The sequence below is a fragment of the Microbacterium sp. NPDC089696 genome (genome assembly GCF_044749125.1).
GTDB lineage: Bacteria > Actinomycetota > Actinomycetes > Actinomycetales > Microbacteriaceae > Microbacterium.
In genome coordinates, this window is record NZ_JBIVHF010000001.1 from 1,632,442 (window position 1) to 1,645,008 (window position 12,567).

22 protein-coding genes are annotated in these 12,567 nt (G+C 69.5%); 2 read left to right on the top strand and 20 right to left on the bottom strand.

Features of this window, described 5'->3' with window-relative positions; genetic code table 11:
- Positions 1 to 10: 10 nt before the first annotated feature.
- From ACIPY8_RS07970 to ACIPY8_RS08025, 12 genes are all read right to left on the bottom strand, one after another.
- Positions 11 to 847, bottom strand: a complete 837-nt coding sequence (locus ACIPY8_RS07970; RefSeq protein ID WP_400816777.1) for an HK97 family phage prohead protease — start codon at positions 845 to 847, stop codon at positions 11 to 13.
- Positions 844 to 2,379 (bottom strand): phage portal protein, encoded by a 1,536-nt coding sequence (locus ACIPY8_RS07975; protein WP_400816779.1) that lies wholly within the window; start codon positions 2,377 to 2,379, stop codon positions 844 to 846. Before ACIPY8_RS07975 ends, ACIPY8_RS07970 begins: the two co-directional genes overlap by 4 nt.
- Complete coding sequence (locus tag ACIPY8_RS07980; RefSeq protein WP_400816781.1) at positions 2,379 to 3,968, bottom strand: hypothetical protein; 1,590 nt, start codon at positions 3,966 to 3,968, stop codon at positions 2,379 to 2,381. The genes ACIPY8_RS07975 and ACIPY8_RS07980 overlap by 1 nt, the downstream gene beginning before the upstream one ends.
- Positions 3,969 to 3,991: 23 nt before the next feature.
- Positions 3,992 to 4,327, bottom strand: a complete 336-nt coding sequence (locus tag ACIPY8_RS07985) for a hypothetical protein (RefSeq protein WP_400816783.1) — start codon at positions 4,325 to 4,327, stop codon at positions 3,992 to 3,994.
- Positions 4,328 to 4,444: 117 nt separating this feature from the next.
- On the bottom strand, positions 4,445 to 4,666 hold the full coding sequence (locus ACIPY8_RS07990) for a hypothetical protein (protein WP_400816785.1): 222 nt from the start codon (positions 4,664 to 4,666) through the stop codon (positions 4,445 to 4,447).
- Positions 4,656 to 5,003: a hypothetical protein gene (locus ACIPY8_RS07995; RefSeq protein WP_400816787.1), complete on the bottom strand. Its 348-nt coding sequence runs from the start codon at positions 5,001 to 5,003 to the stop codon at positions 4,656 to 4,658. Before ACIPY8_RS07995 ends, ACIPY8_RS07990 begins: the two co-directional genes overlap by 11 nt.
- Positions 5,000 to 5,278, bottom strand: a complete 279-nt coding sequence (locus ACIPY8_RS08000; protein ID WP_400816789.1) for a hypothetical protein — start codon at positions 5,276 to 5,278, stop codon at positions 5,000 to 5,002. Before ACIPY8_RS08000 ends, ACIPY8_RS07995 begins: the two co-directional genes overlap by 4 nt.
- On the bottom strand, positions 5,278 to 5,433 hold the full coding sequence (locus ACIPY8_RS08005; protein WP_400816790.1) for a hypothetical protein: 156 nt from the start codon (positions 5,431 to 5,433) through the stop codon (positions 5,278 to 5,280). The genes ACIPY8_RS08000 and ACIPY8_RS08005 overlap by 1 nt, the downstream gene beginning before the upstream one ends.
- Positions 5,430 to 5,723, bottom strand: a complete 294-nt coding sequence (locus tag ACIPY8_RS08010; RefSeq protein ID WP_400816792.1) for a hypothetical protein — start codon at positions 5,721 to 5,723, stop codon at positions 5,430 to 5,432. Before ACIPY8_RS08010 ends, ACIPY8_RS08005 begins: the two co-directional genes overlap by 4 nt.
- A 53-nt stretch (positions 5,724 to 5,776) precedes the next feature.
- Positions 5,777 to 6,139, bottom strand: coding sequence for a hypothetical protein (locus tag ACIPY8_RS08015; protein ID WP_400816794.1), 363 nt, complete (start codon positions 6,137 to 6,139; stop codon positions 5,777 to 5,779).
- A 33-nt stretch (positions 6,140 to 6,172) separates the two neighbouring features.
- Positions 6,173 to 6,466, bottom strand: coding sequence for a hypothetical protein (locus tag ACIPY8_RS08020; RefSeq protein WP_400816795.1), 294 nt, complete (start codon positions 6,464 to 6,466; stop codon positions 6,173 to 6,175).
- Positions 6,467 to 6,513: 47 nt separating this feature from the next.
- Positions 6,514 to 6,816, bottom strand: a complete 303-nt coding sequence (locus ACIPY8_RS08025; RefSeq protein WP_400816797.1) for a hypothetical protein — start codon at positions 6,814 to 6,816, stop codon at positions 6,514 to 6,516.
- Between the two features lie 181 nt (positions 6,817 to 6,997).
- On the opposite strand from ACIPY8_RS08025, the gene ACIPY8_RS08030 reads away from it, so the two are divergent.
- On the top strand, positions 6,998 to 7,396 hold the full coding sequence (locus ACIPY8_RS08030; protein ID WP_400816798.1) for a hypothetical protein: 399 nt from the start codon (positions 6,998 to 7,000) through the stop codon (positions 7,394 to 7,396).
- A 217-nt stretch (positions 7,397 to 7,613) separates the two neighbouring features.
- On the opposite strand, the gene ACIPY8_RS08035 is transcribed toward ACIPY8_RS08030, so the two are convergent.
- From ACIPY8_RS08035 to ACIPY8_RS08050, 4 genes are read right to left on the bottom strand one after another with little or no spacing between them, the layout of a single operon-like run.
- On the bottom strand, positions 7,614 to 8,942 hold the full coding sequence (locus ACIPY8_RS08035; protein WP_400816800.1) for a helix-turn-helix domain-containing protein: 1,329 nt from the start codon (positions 8,940 to 8,942) through the stop codon (positions 7,614 to 7,616).
- Entirely contained in the window at positions 8,939 to 9,088 is a 150-nt protein-coding gene (locus ACIPY8_RS08040) for a hypothetical protein (RefSeq protein ID WP_400816802.1), read from the bottom strand. The genes ACIPY8_RS08035 and ACIPY8_RS08040 overlap by 4 nt, the downstream gene beginning before the upstream one ends.
- A gap of 32 nt (positions 9,089 to 9,120) precedes the next feature.
- On the bottom strand, positions 9,121 to 9,441 hold the full coding sequence (locus ACIPY8_RS08045) for a hypothetical protein (protein WP_400816804.1): 321 nt from the start codon (positions 9,439 to 9,441) through the stop codon (positions 9,121 to 9,123).
- On the bottom strand, positions 9,438 to 10,217 hold the full coding sequence (locus ACIPY8_RS08050; RefSeq protein WP_400816806.1) for a hypothetical protein: 780 nt from the start codon (positions 10,215 to 10,217) through the stop codon (positions 9,438 to 9,440). The genes ACIPY8_RS08045 and ACIPY8_RS08050 overlap by 4 nt, the downstream gene beginning before the upstream one ends.
- Positions 10,218 to 10,313: 96 nt before the next feature.
- Here ACIPY8_RS08050 and ACIPY8_RS08055 point away from each other — a divergent pair, with 96 nt between their 5' ends.
- Complete coding sequence (locus ACIPY8_RS08055; protein WP_400816808.1) at positions 10,314 to 10,760, top strand: hypothetical protein; 447 nt, start codon at positions 10,314 to 10,316, stop codon at positions 10,758 to 10,760.
- Position 10,761: 1 nt separating this feature from the next.
- On the opposite strand, the gene ACIPY8_RS08060 is transcribed toward ACIPY8_RS08055, so the two are convergent.
- Genes ACIPY8_RS08060 through ACIPY8_RS08075 form a run of 4 tightly spaced genes read right to left on the bottom strand, consistent with a single transcriptional unit; the run spans position 10,762 to position 12,567 of the window.
- The gene (locus ACIPY8_RS08060; RefSeq protein WP_400816810.1) at positions 10,762 to 11,259 is read right to left on the bottom strand and encodes a hypothetical protein; all 498 of its coding nucleotides are present in this window, start codon (positions 11,257 to 11,259) and stop codon (positions 10,762 to 10,764) included.
- The gene (locus tag ACIPY8_RS08065; RefSeq protein ID WP_400816812.1) at positions 11,259 to 11,561 is read right to left on the bottom strand and encodes a hypothetical protein; all 303 of its coding nucleotides are present in this window, start codon (positions 11,559 to 11,561) and stop codon (positions 11,259 to 11,261) included. Before ACIPY8_RS08065 ends, ACIPY8_RS08060 begins: the two co-directional genes overlap by 1 nt.
- On the bottom strand, positions 11,558 to 12,097 hold the full coding sequence (locus tag ACIPY8_RS08070) for a hypothetical protein (RefSeq protein ID WP_400816814.1): 540 nt from the start codon (positions 12,095 to 12,097) through the stop codon (positions 11,558 to 11,560). The genes ACIPY8_RS08065 and ACIPY8_RS08070 overlap by 4 nt, the downstream gene beginning before the upstream one ends.
- The gene (locus ACIPY8_RS08075) at positions 12,094 to 12,567 is read right to left on the bottom strand and encodes a hypothetical protein (RefSeq protein WP_400816816.1); all 474 of its coding nucleotides are present in this window, start codon (positions 12,565 to 12,567) and stop codon (positions 12,094 to 12,096) included. Before ACIPY8_RS08075 ends, ACIPY8_RS08070 begins: the two co-directional genes overlap by 4 nt.

Below are 12,567 nucleotides of genomic sequence, written 5' to 3' on the forward strand. Positions count from 1 at the left end.
TCTCCTTTCATCAGGGGTTGATGCCCGCGAGCTGCAGCGCAGCTCGTGCTCGGGCGATGGCTGACTCGTCGTCCGCACGCGACTTGGCCGCGACCGGCTCCTCCGCGTTGGCCGGCGGTGCCGGCTCCTCCGCGTTGGCCGCATCCGGTTCCTCGTCACTGGAGGTCGAATCGGGGTCACCCGCGGCCGGGGCGGCAGCGGGAGATTCGGGAGCCGGGGCCTCAGCGGCCTCGACAGGGGAGGGGATCTCGGGAGCGGACTGCGGCACCTCGGCGCCGGGGTCGATGCCGAGCGCCTTGTACGCGGCGTTGATGGCTGCCTGAGCCGTGCGGAGACCGTCGACAACGGGCTGCACCTCGGCCGACTTCGCGGAGAGGATCGTGGTCGCCGTGTTCGCGCCGATCGGCACGACCGACACCTCGAACAGCCGCATCTTGCGGAGCTCGTAGAAGAACCCGAGCTCCTCGGACTCGACGAACGCGGCCTCGAGGACCTCGTACCCGAACGACATCTGCTTGACGCGGCCGTCGACGAGGAGCTGATGCACCCGCTTGCCGGCGTTCGTCGTGAGGTCGAGGGCGACCTTCACGAGAAGCCCGTAGTCGTCCTCGACGGCCGAGATCGTCGCGCCGATGTTCATGAACGGGTCGGAGAAGTTGTGCGCCCAGTAGCACGGCACGCCCGACCCGCCCGGTCCGAAGTCCTCCTCGAGGGACTCCTTGAACGCGCCGGCCACGACGACGTCGCCGTACGAGTCCTTGTTGCCGAACACCGCGGCGTAACCCTCGAACACACCCGTGTCGGGGTCGAACGCCTTCAGCTCGAACGGCCGATCCTTGATCTTCATGCGGACACCTCCTGCAGAGAGGCCGAGCTCGGCTCGGCGGCGAAGTGCGCGAACGCCTGGTCGTTCACGCGGTCGGCGAGGACCTGTGCCTCGCCGTCGGAGAGGCCGACGTCGAGAAGGTCTCGGCGCAGCTCCTTGACCCAGCGGGTTCTGTCCCACCAGTGCGGATCCCCGGCGCCGCGCTTCGCCGAGATGACCTCGGCCTGACGCGTCCGGAATCGGTCGACGACGCCCTGAACGGACGACAGGGACTCGATGCCCTTCTGACCGGATGCCGCGCCACCGTCGACCGGCGACGCCTGCCCTCCCAGCACGACGTTGAGCGGGACGATCAGCTCGTCGGCGCCCTCGATCATCGGGAGGTTGAACTTCTTGCGAGCCTCGGAGCGGAGCATCCACGGGCCGCCCACGGCAGCCGAAAGCACCTTCGCCTGCTCCTCGAACGATCCGCGCAGCTTCGCCTCGACGTTGAACTCGAGGTACTGGCCGGCGGGCGCGCCGAGCAGCGGCAGCAGGAACGCGGTGAGGCGCTCCTCGATGCGGGTGATCAGCGGGCCGAGCGTGTCGGTGTAGAGCATCCGCCGGAACTCGCGGACGTTCGAGAAGTTCGCGTTGTCGAGCTGACCGATCATCGTCGGGTTGACGTGGTAGACCTGCGCGACCGTGCCGAGGGAGAGCTGCGTCGCCTCGGCCCACTCGTTCTCGCGCGGAGAGAAGCCGGCGGGCTTCCACTCCATGCCGTCCTCAAGCAGGGGAGTGCCGCCGGCCTTCGCGCCGCGGTTGCCGGTGAACGCGTCCCACATGCGCCAGAAGCGCTTGCGGCCGTCGTCATCCCAGCGCGGGGCGTCCTTCGGGCGGGTGAGGAACCCGCCGAACCGGCCGCCCTTCTTCCACGTCTGCTTCCGGTAGATCAGCGAGGCGAACTGCTCCTCGAGCACCAGGCGCAGCGTCTCGACGCGCGATGTGCCGCGCAGCGGGTTCCCGGGCGTGCAGCCTTTGAACCGGATGACGTCGCGACTATCGAACTTGAGCGTGCCGCCCTCCGGCGTCGTCACGGTGTACTTCTTGCTGCCGAAGTACTTCCCCTTGACCTCGACCCACGACGTCGGGAACACGCGCAGCGACTTGTCGGCCATCACGAACACGAAGGCGTCGTCACGGACGGCCCACTCGGTGACGAGCTGCTCGATGAGCTCGGAGAACGTCTGCTCGTCGTTCGCGCGGCGCAGGATCTCGGCGACCGGGCCCTCGCGGACACGGTCCACGTCGCCGTCGGCGTTCCGCTCGTAGAGGTGGAGCGAGAGCTGCATCATCTGACGGGCGAGGAAGTCGACGACCGTGCGGAGGTGCGGCTGCGCGGCCCACAGCGTCTCGGGAGCCATCCCCTCGATGCCGCGGAGGTAGTTCTCCGCGTCCATGAACGTGAACGCGCTCACGCGCACCTGGCGGCCGTCGTGCATCGTCACGTCGCCCGTCATCCGGCCGGACTGCCCGCCCGCGAGACGCGCCGTGAACTCAGACAGGAACCCCATCAGTCCTCCTCCCACCAGTCACCGAGGGTCTCCCCGCCGACTGCCGTGTACGCCGACACCGCGGCGGGGCCTGCGCCCGTCTCGAGCCCGAACAGGGCGTACGACTCCGCGACCAGCGGAGAGATATCGACCGGCGACGCCTTGCGGTCCCAGACCTGCAGGTCGCCGAGGGTCTTGGTCACCGCACCGCTCACGGCGATATCGGCGTTCGGCTGTCCGAGATGCCGCAGCGTCTGATCGCGGACACGGTCGTGGATGCGGCCCGTCGCCGAGCCGAGGTCGGAGCCGCCGATCTCGACGACGTCGAAGCCCTCGTCACGCAGCGCCGCGATGAACTCGTGTGCGGGCGCACCGCGCGCCTGCAGCGCCACACGGCGCACGCCCCACTTCTCGCGGATCTCGCGCGCGACTCCGGGCGCCCAGAGCATGCCGGCGCGATCGGCGATCACCTCGACGTGCGCGAGGTCGTCGGCACGCCAGCCGGCCACCGCGATGTACGTGTGGGATCGGTCGTGCGCGGTGTCGATCGCGAGGCACAGGTCCGACCCGGGGTCGATCTGAGACTCCTCGTCGGCGAGGTCGCCCCACTCCGTCGGGGAGAGGTACGTGCGCAGGTTCGCCGTGACCCACTGGCACAGCACCTCGGTGCGGTACTCGGCATCCGGCATCGTGCGGGCGTCGGCGATCGCGTCGGCCACGGTCATCGCGCCGTACCCGATCGACGGGTTCGCCTGCAGGATCCCCTCGACGTCCTCTTTGCCGCAGCCCTCCGGCGCCGACCACTCGAAGATCCCGAGGGACGTGTCGTGCTCGTTCACGAAGTCCTCGAGCTGCTGCAGCCCGCTGTCGACGTAGCTCTCCCAGTCGGCGATCGTGGCGAGCGCGGCCTCGCGCAGCTTCCACAGGACGACCGAGAGCGCGTCGCCCGCGTTCGAGATGCCCCACATCTGCCCGGACCAGAACGACTTCGCCGTCTGCGACACAGCGGCCCACGCCGCCCAGGTCTTCTGCTCGCGGAGCTCGTCGAAGATCACGCGCGCCGCGGGCTTGCCGCGGGTGTTCGTGGCCGCACGGACCTCGTAGTGCGCGAGGTTGCGCGCCCGCAGCATCTCCTTGCCGTTCGAGTCGAGCGCCTTCTGCGTGACCGCCTGCAGGTCGGGGACCGCTGCGGCCTGCTCCTCGTCGGTCTCCGGGTCCGGATCGCACCACAGCTTCACCGCGTTCCACGGCTCACGCGCGATATCGAGGCTCTGCGCGACGCCAACGATCTTGAACTTGAGCGGCGGCACCCGATCCGGGTTTCGCTTCGAGTCCACGAACAACCACCAGGCCGCGAGGACCGAGGACAGCATCGTCTTGCCTTGCTGACGCGCGACGAGCACGATCACCCGCTTGAAGCGGTACGTGCCGTCGACGTTCAGCTCGAGCGCGTGGATCAGCAGCCACTCCTGCCACGGGTACAGGTGCACGCCGAGGATCTCGAGCGCGAACGCGATCACCTCGAACCCGCGCGACGTCTCCGGCGTCAACTCACGCAGCGGGGGAGTGAACAACCGGGGGGTTGTCTTGCCCTTGAGGGTCGAAATCACCGCGACACCTCCACCCCCTGCGTCTAGGCGGTGTGCCGCTGCATGAACGCGTCGAGCTTCGTGACCGTCGCGCCCTCAGAGGCGTCCGGTTCGTCCACGGCATCTGGGGCCTCAGAGGGCTCGTCGGGCGCCGATTCGGGCGGGATTTTGGCCGGTTTCCGCGCCACAGCGCGCGAAACGTCCTTCTGAGCGGACAGATACGCCGAGATCAGGGCCGCCGAGACCCCATCCATGCCCTTCGCGTCGATCTGACGCGCGGAATCACGCAGAAACTCGACGAGAGCGGCATCCAGACCCTCACAGTCGAGATCAGCCGCCCGGATGACCTTGTTCACCGCCCGGAGGTGCTTCTGAGCCACGAGAGACCCCCAGACACGAAGAAACCCCGCCCAGAAGGGTCGGGGAGAGAGGACAGGAGCAGGCGGGAGTGGGCGCTGGTGTGGCCCTCTGGCGGCGTTGACGCCCCTCCCCTCGGGTCAGAGGGTGGGTGGGGTCGCGACGTACATCGGGAGGGCGCCCATCGCGCATCCGGGGCATGGGAGCGGGCCGGACGCGACGACGTCGCCGTACTCACGGTCGATGAGCTCGTGGGGTCGGCAGACGTGGGTGTGGCCGGGGGTCCCGCGGAACGCGAGGACGACGACGGCGGATGCGGTGCAGCCGACGACGTCGCAGGGGATCTCCTGGTTACCGGCCACGCTGGTTCCACTCGTGCATCTCGTCCTGCATGACGATGAGCCGTGGGGCGACCGGGGCGACGCGGGTGTGGCGCTCGGGCTTCGGCTTGCATGCGGGGCAGGTGCGGCCGCGGGCGCGGTCGAACCGTAGCCGTCGGATGCTCGGGACGCGGACACCGAGCATCCGACGCACCACACCCTGACCGGCGAACCAGAGGCACGAGGGATCGGTCACCCGGTGCTGCCGGGTGATGCGAGCACGGATGCGGAGGAGGCGGGCGATCTCGTAGAGGCGCATCCACCACGGGAGGCCGGCGACCATGCGCATGTGGTGCTGGACCCAGAGGGCGGAGGTCATGGTCGCTTACCTCTCCACGGATGCCCCTTCGGGATGCGGAAGCGGTGACGACGAGTGACGATCCGCGTCGTGCCGTCGGCGCTGCGGGCGACCATGATCTCCCCGTGCTCATCGATCACAGGGACGTTGCCGACGATGTAGCGGCCGTTCGCGCGGTGCAGTACGCCGTCGAGGACGATCAGGCGGCGGGCGCGGCGGCCGGTCAGCTCGGCCTTGCCTGTGATCGCTTCGACGAGTGCGGCGTCGCGGCGTGAGATCTCGGCGCGGGTGCGCATCAGTCGTCCTCCTCGTCGGGTCCGCACATCATGAACGTGTGGACGCCCTCGAGCGCGAGACCGGCGGCGACGCGCGAGAAGTGCTCGGCGGCGCGGGCGACGATCTCGGGGTCGCTGGTCGTGACGCGCAGCGTGACGTTGACGGGCGCGCTCACGATGCCTTCCCCGGCGTCCAGCCCGCGGCCTCCATGAGATCGGAGAACAGCCCCGGCTCGCAGACCACGTACCCGTCGTCGTCGAGCGCCGCGACCATGTTCGTGGTCTGCCGGCGCACGGGGTCGACCTTGTGCCACCAGCGCTCGCGCACGTCGGCGTCGACGATCAGCGCAAGGATGGACGGGCTGGGTGACACGTGCGCCACGCCGACCTCAGCACCGTGTCGGCCGGCGCACTGGAAGTCGCGCGTGAGGCCGGGAGTCTCGGGCGTCTGCCGCGGGTATTCCATCGTCCAGACGTGACGTTCGTGCGACCTCTGGTTGTCGCACTGCCGGTCGTCCATCAGGCGGCCCGCAGCGCGGTCGTCGTGAGCGTGACCGTGTCGCCCGAGATGTCGAGCTGCTGCACGCGGAGGAGGACGGCGGCCGCGGCGGCGAGCGACACAGAGTCGTCGTCGGGTGCGGTGCCGTCGACGTGCAGGCCGACCTCGACCGCGTACGTCGGGGCGTCGTCGGTGCGGGTCTCGGTGACGATCACGAACCCCTCGCCCGTCATCCACGCGTGCATCGGTGCGGCGTGCGAGACGATCGCGGCGAGCTGGTGCGCGAGCCAGTCGGTCGCGTGCACGGCGTGCTCGCCGAGGAGCTGGACGGTCGGGTCGCCGGGAAGGTCGACCTCGGCAACGGTGACGGATGACACGAGCATGATGGGGTGCTCTCTTTCGATCGATGGGCAGGGTCAGAACCACGACCGCGAGACACGGCCGAGACCAGGGTGAGGCGCACGGTTCGACCGGCGCCGGTTGCAGTCCGTGTGCGCAGCACGGAACCCGGCCGGATCCGTCTGCAGATGCGGATGCGTCGACACGGGGAAGTAGTGGTCGAGGGAGAACGAATCGTCGGTCGACCAGTCCGGGACCGTGTAGTCGACGCGCTGCCCGCACAGCCAGCACGGCGCGTCGTCGCGCTCGCACTCGGTACGGAACTCGCCCTTGAGACGACGAAAGCGCCGGCCGGTATCGCGGGGAGGCATGAGACCTCCCGACGCGCCGGCACGGCGCTAGGGGTTGGTGGGCGGGGCTAGTTGCGAGCTGCGCGGCGCTTCGTCTTCACGCGACCGTTCGGCTGCAGCGTGTGCGTGATGACCTGCCCGCCCGGAGCGAACGCACCGAGGACGAGGAGGATGATCGGCACGATGAACGCGGTCAGCAGCCCGAGGAGGATCAGCAGGATGATCCCGCCGCATCCCCACTGGTTGCGCTGGTACACGACGACCGACGTCTCGTCGGCGTAGCGGACCTCGCGGCCGGAGCGGATCGCGTCGTCGAAGATCCGCGCGAGCTTGGGATTCGAGGGGCGGGAGACTGCACCGGGGATCGACATGGTCGCGAGTATGCCAGAACGGGGGAGCCGGGGCGACTCTGGGGAAGTCGCCCCGGCGGGGGAAGGGGAACCGGAAATGCCGAACGGACGTCCCGGGGTGATCCCGAAAACGTCCGCACTTTCAAGGTAGGGGAGTGCAACGGACGGCGGTCAAACGCGACACGCCGATAAGATTCGGGTCATGCCACGCCATGACGAGTGGGAGAACTATCCCAACGTGAACGCCATCGCCGCTCAGCAGGGTCTCATCTACTTCGGCCGCGAGGGATCCCCGTACGACGTCGGCAAGCTCGTGGACCCGGATCTCTGGGATGCCGACCTCGCAGACGGCCCTCGATACGGGCAGCTGTTCGATCACACGATCCGGTTCAAGCCACGGGGGAGCGGCAACCGGGCGCCCGTGATGGCGATCACCGCGCCGTACCTCCAAGACTCCGAGGCGCTGCGGGAAGCAGTCGTGGCGTTCTGCGCCCGCTTCGGGCTCGCCGCTCGCGTCGGTGACGAGGCATACCGCATTTACCATCACCCGGCGACGCTCCCCATCGTGTTCTGGCGCCCTGACCTTCATCTGCTCCGCTGAGCCTTCTGCTGCGCGGCTGCAGCTTCGAGATCCGCTCGGCGGGCGGCGCGGCAATCGGAGCACGTGACGCCGATCCACGCATCTGAGATCCGGTCGTTCTTGCGCCCGCAGTACGCTCGTGTGCGCTCCGCGTTGCGGGCGCACACCCGGCTCGCGTCCGGTGTGGAGACCTTCTCCGGCTTGAGGGAGTCCCGCCACTGCTGGATCGGACCGTTGCTCACGCCGACTCCGGGATGCCGAGAGCGAGGAGCGCAGCCGCGCGCTCGGCGAGCATCGTCGCGACGGGCGGGCGGTCAGCACCGCGAGAGTGCAGAACGGACTTCACGGTCGCGTGCGGGACGCCGGCAGCCTCGGCGATCCGCTCACCGGTCATCCCCGCGGCCTTGAGGTCCCGAAGGTGCGCACGCACGGGCGCGGCGTCGACGAGGGACTTCTCCTGGACACCGGCAGCACGGCGGCGTGCACGGTCCTGCTCAAGCATCGCGTCCGTGCACGACGGCGTCGACGGGCAGCCCTTCCCTCGGCATCCGAGCTGGTAACCGTACGCGGTGCCGTGGTTCTCTCCGGCGCCCGCTTCGCGGCGGCGATCGCGGTAGTCGCGCATGTACTCTCGGTGGGCTTCGACGCAGGCGGCGCAGCGGCAGCCGCGGGCGTGGCATGCGTTCGTGCCGTGGCCCTGCTTCTCGATGCCCTCCCATCGCCGGTTCGCGGGACGGTTTGCGGTGAGGCCGGCCTGACGGCGGAGGTCGCCGACGTAGCTGGATGAGACGCCGAGCTCCTGAGCGATCTCACGGTCGGTCCTCCCGAGGCCGTGGAGGCGCTGCAGGTCGTCGCGGTGCTGAGCGGACGCTCGCGGGCCGTAGAGGTGCCCTGCGCGGGAGTCGGGGTTCACGGTGAGGCCGAGCCGAGAGCGGACCTGCGACACGGCCATCCGGGTGACGCCCAGGCGCTCCGCGATCTCGTTGTCGGTGAGTCCCTCGGCGTGTAGCTCGCCGATCTGCCGGCGGCGTATCGTGCGCTGCGAGGGCGCGGCGGGCGGGCGTGGGGCGCGCGGGGCCCTCGGCTCTCCGGGCTCTCGCACCTTGCGGTTGAGGGGCAGATCAAGCCGTCGACGGGCCTTACCGACCGATGCCGCGGAGAAGCCGAGAGCGGCGCCGATCCGGACGTCGGACCAGCCGAGGGCGTGGAGCCGCACGAGCTCGTCGTGATCCATGCGATCAGTGCGCGGCTGACGCTCGCGAGGCGGCTTCCGCTTCCGCTCGCGAGCGACCGCGGCGCGCGCACCCTCCCGCTTCGCCTCTCGGTTCGCGGCCGTGTCGCGGGCGCGCACCTCGGCGAGGTCTGCGAGCTCGGCCGCGATGATCTCGGCGGGCGTCTCCCCGGCGTCGACGCGCTTCCGGAAGCCCCAGTCGCCCTGGTAGCGGGTGAACACCTCGACGCAGGAGACTTCGGCGCCGCAGGTCGCTGCGGAGCCGTGGCATCCGGCGCGGTAGCCGGCGACGGTGCCGTGTTCGATCTCGGACAACAGCTCGAGCGTGTGGCTCATGACTTCGCTCCTCGGGTGCATTCGGCTTCGCGGCCGTGGGACTTGCGGGTCTCGTCGACGGCGGCTTTGACGACCTGCGGCGTGCGGCAGACGTCCTGGCCGCAGGTCCGGCACGTCGCCTGGTAGCGCTTCTCGCCGTCGACCATGACGACGCGGATAGGTGGGTACGAGAGAGGCATTAGAACAGCGCTCCTTCCGGTGATGCGCCGAGCGCACCGTCGAGTGGTTGTGCGGGGGTGGGGTGGTCGCGGTTGAACCAGCAGCGGGCGCGGCCGCCGTCGAGTAGGTCGACCTCGGCGAACACGAAGCCTTCGGGACGCCACGTCAGGACGTTCGGGTGCTCCTCGAGGTAGAGCTCGGCGATCGCTCCCGTGAGCAGCACGGGGCGACCGCCGTCGCGGAACGTGATGCGGTCGCCGACGGCGAGTCCCTCGTGCTCGGCGATCGGCGTGCAGTGCTCGCCGCCGAGGGGCAGGGGGTAGCGGCCGGAGTCGCTCACGAGATCGCCGCCTCGGTCGATCGTGCAGCGAACGCGTCCCACGCTCGCTGGATGCCTCCGCTGCCCGGGAACAGGTCGTGGAAGTCGTCCTGCGGCTCAGCGCCGAGGAGGTCGAACATCCATCGGGCGAACTGTGGGGGCTTCGCGCCGACTACGCGGCCGGGGTCTGTGGTGCGGACACCGGGCCGGTACTGCAGGACGTCGATGCGTCTCGAGTACTCGGGCGACGGGTCAGACGTCGCGGGGATCCTCGCGACGTGTCGGTCGTCGACGAGCGACGGATCGAGGCGTCGGCGATCGCCACACGACGTATCCGGATCCGCGACGCGTGCTTCCTGCAGGAGCGACGCGTCGTGCGCGGCCGTGGTGAAGCGCGACGGGTCCTTCCGTCCGCCGAAGTAGATCACGGGCTCCCACGCGTTCAGAGGTCCTCCGCTACGCGTGGCCCGCTCGCCGCGATGCCAGGATGCGACGCGCACGCCTCGCGGGCAGAGCCCGAGCACGTAGTGCAGTGCTCGCTCGGACGTCGACAGCGCCCACCCGTCGTACGCGTCGAGCTGCTCGATGAGACGCGCGTGGTCGACCTCGCCCGCATAGTCGTCGTGGCCCTCGTAGTAGCGGCGGGACAGCCCCGGGTACGGCGGGTCAGCGTACGCGAGCCGAAGCGTGACGGGTCCGACGTCGGGCGAGACGCCTACGCCGCCGACGAACCGGTGACGAGCCTGACGGCAGCGGACCGAGCAGCAGATCGCGTCGGAGCGGATGCCGGCGGGCATCGGCCGACGGCACCAGGCGCACGACCGCGCCGTCACGAGAGCACCGCCGATAGAGTGCGGGGCATGGATAGCGGATGGGCTGTGGTTCTAGGCGCGGTGATAGCGCTCATCGGAAGCGCTCTGGTGCCGTGGTTGCGTGAGGCGTTCACTGAGCGCCGCGCCGAGCGGCGGCGAATCGACCGGGCCAAAGAGCAGGCGATCAAGGACATCGTGCACGCCTTGACGAAGCTCGCCGGGTCGTATGCCACGCTCGAACCGGACGAGCGTCTCCGGCAGGAGGAAGCGGTGCAGGATGCGCTCACGTCGTTGGAGCTGATCCTCACGCTCAAGGAGCAGCCGATCGCGTCGCTGCTCGAGCAGGCGTTCCGCGACGCAGCGACGCAGGACCCTTCGCTCCGTGCGGTGTCCAAGGGGGCGACGCCGCCGGTGCTCGGAGCATGGTTCCGAGGCGGAGTGACGCCCGAGGAGGCGCTCGCAATGTACGACCGCCACCGCGCGAAATCACTTGAGGACGACGCTGCCGCGGCCGCTGCCGCCGAGTAGCTCATGACAGCGCCTCAAGGGTGCGGAGGATCTCGGCATCCGTCGTCTCGTTGAACGTGCGGAGGCCGAGCCGCCCGCGGTAGGGGATCGGCGTCTCGAGAGCCCGCGGGCTCGTGAGCACGAGGTGGTGGAACCATCCGCTCGGAGATGGACCCTCGCCCCATTCGGAGCAGTGCGTCCGACAGGTCCCGTGCTCAGGGCAGTCGTGCACCAGACGGCCGCAGCCGCCGATGACCGATGCCGAGTGGACGTCGACGAGGTCGACGACACCGATGATGTGCCCGAGGTGCAGCTCCTCGCCGTCGTAGCGATCGGTGTCCATGCCGGCCGCGGAGGCGACGTGCCAGGCGCGGTCTCCGGCGGGCATCTGGCGGAGACCGGCGTGGATCGCGACCGGGCCGCGGTAGGCGCCTGCGATGTTCGTCGAGCGGTTCTCGACGTCCTTCCCGTGGTTGATGATGAGGTTCGACCACGGCGGGCGAACGGTCATGATGCGCATCAGCGGATCCCTCCTGTGAGGAGCTGCGTGAGCAGCGAGCCGAGAACGATCGACGGCGGGAGCGTGATCGCGATGACGAGGAAGTCCTTCGACCTCGGGCGGCGCCGACGGCACTCGTGTTCGAAGGCGCGGCGAGCGGCGACGTACTGAGCGCGGGCGAACTCGCGCGTGCCAGGCGTCGGAGCGCAGCGCATCGCCAGACGCGCGTAGTGCATCCGGTTCGCGGAGCCGACGGGAGCGGCGAAGCACAGCGCGAGCTCCCAGTCGTAGCAATCGCGGCTGAGGGTCGTGACGCGAATCACGACTCCACCTCCGCCGGTCGGGATGCCTCGAGCACGAGCGGCGCGGCATCAGTCCCGCCGCCGAGGCGCTCACGCACCCGCTGTTCCGCGAGACGACGGCTGCGGGCCTCGACCTTCGCCGTGACGGTGATCCCGTCGCCGGAGAGCAGCGAGACCGTGAACGTGCGGATCCTGCCCGGGATGCCGAGCGCGTCGCACAGGCGGTCGTAGTCGGCGCAGAGCCCGAGCCGGTCGGCCATGCGGCCGGCGTCCTCGAACAGCCACGCGATCCGGGGATCTTCCGCGGAGATGCCGCCGGCGGGGATCTCGCCGATCATCCGGGGCACAGGACGCACCCGGTCGGTCGGGATGCGGAACACCAGGCCGTTCGCGGGCGGGGCGGGGCGCACATTTAGATAGCCGTGGAGCTGTGAGCGTGTGCTCGTGACGAGCACCTCGTCGCCCTCGGCGTAGTACACGCCTCCGCGGCCCGTGGCGTAGTCGCCGAAGCCGTCTCGCGTGACGAGGAGCGTGTCGCCCTTCGAGTAGCCGCTCACGACTTCACCTCCTCGATGGGGATGCCGCACCACGTCGAGCCGTTCACCTCGAAGTCGTCGTTGGGCTTGATAGCGAAGCGGTGCATGACCTGCTTCACCTGGACCTCGGTGAGAAGGATCGTCCCGCGGTCGGTGACCGTGATCTCCTCGCCCAGGATCTCCGAGAGGGTCTCGACGTAGCCCTGCTCGACGACGGACAGCTCGACGTGATGGCAGAAGCACGTGCAGGGCGTCGCCTCGTCGCGCAGAACGTCCCATGCGTCCCCGATGCACGCGGCGTGCTTTTCATCGCGGCAGTCGGCCCCCAGGACCGGCGCACGATTCGGCCAGCACCGAGTGATCTCCTCCCCGAACTCGTCATAGATCGTGTGGACGCCGCCGTGGTCGACGGCACGCTCGCACTGATCGGTGCCGTCCTTCGCCTGGCAGCGGCGCGAGCAGTGCGGCGCGTGACCGGCGAGCACATTCAT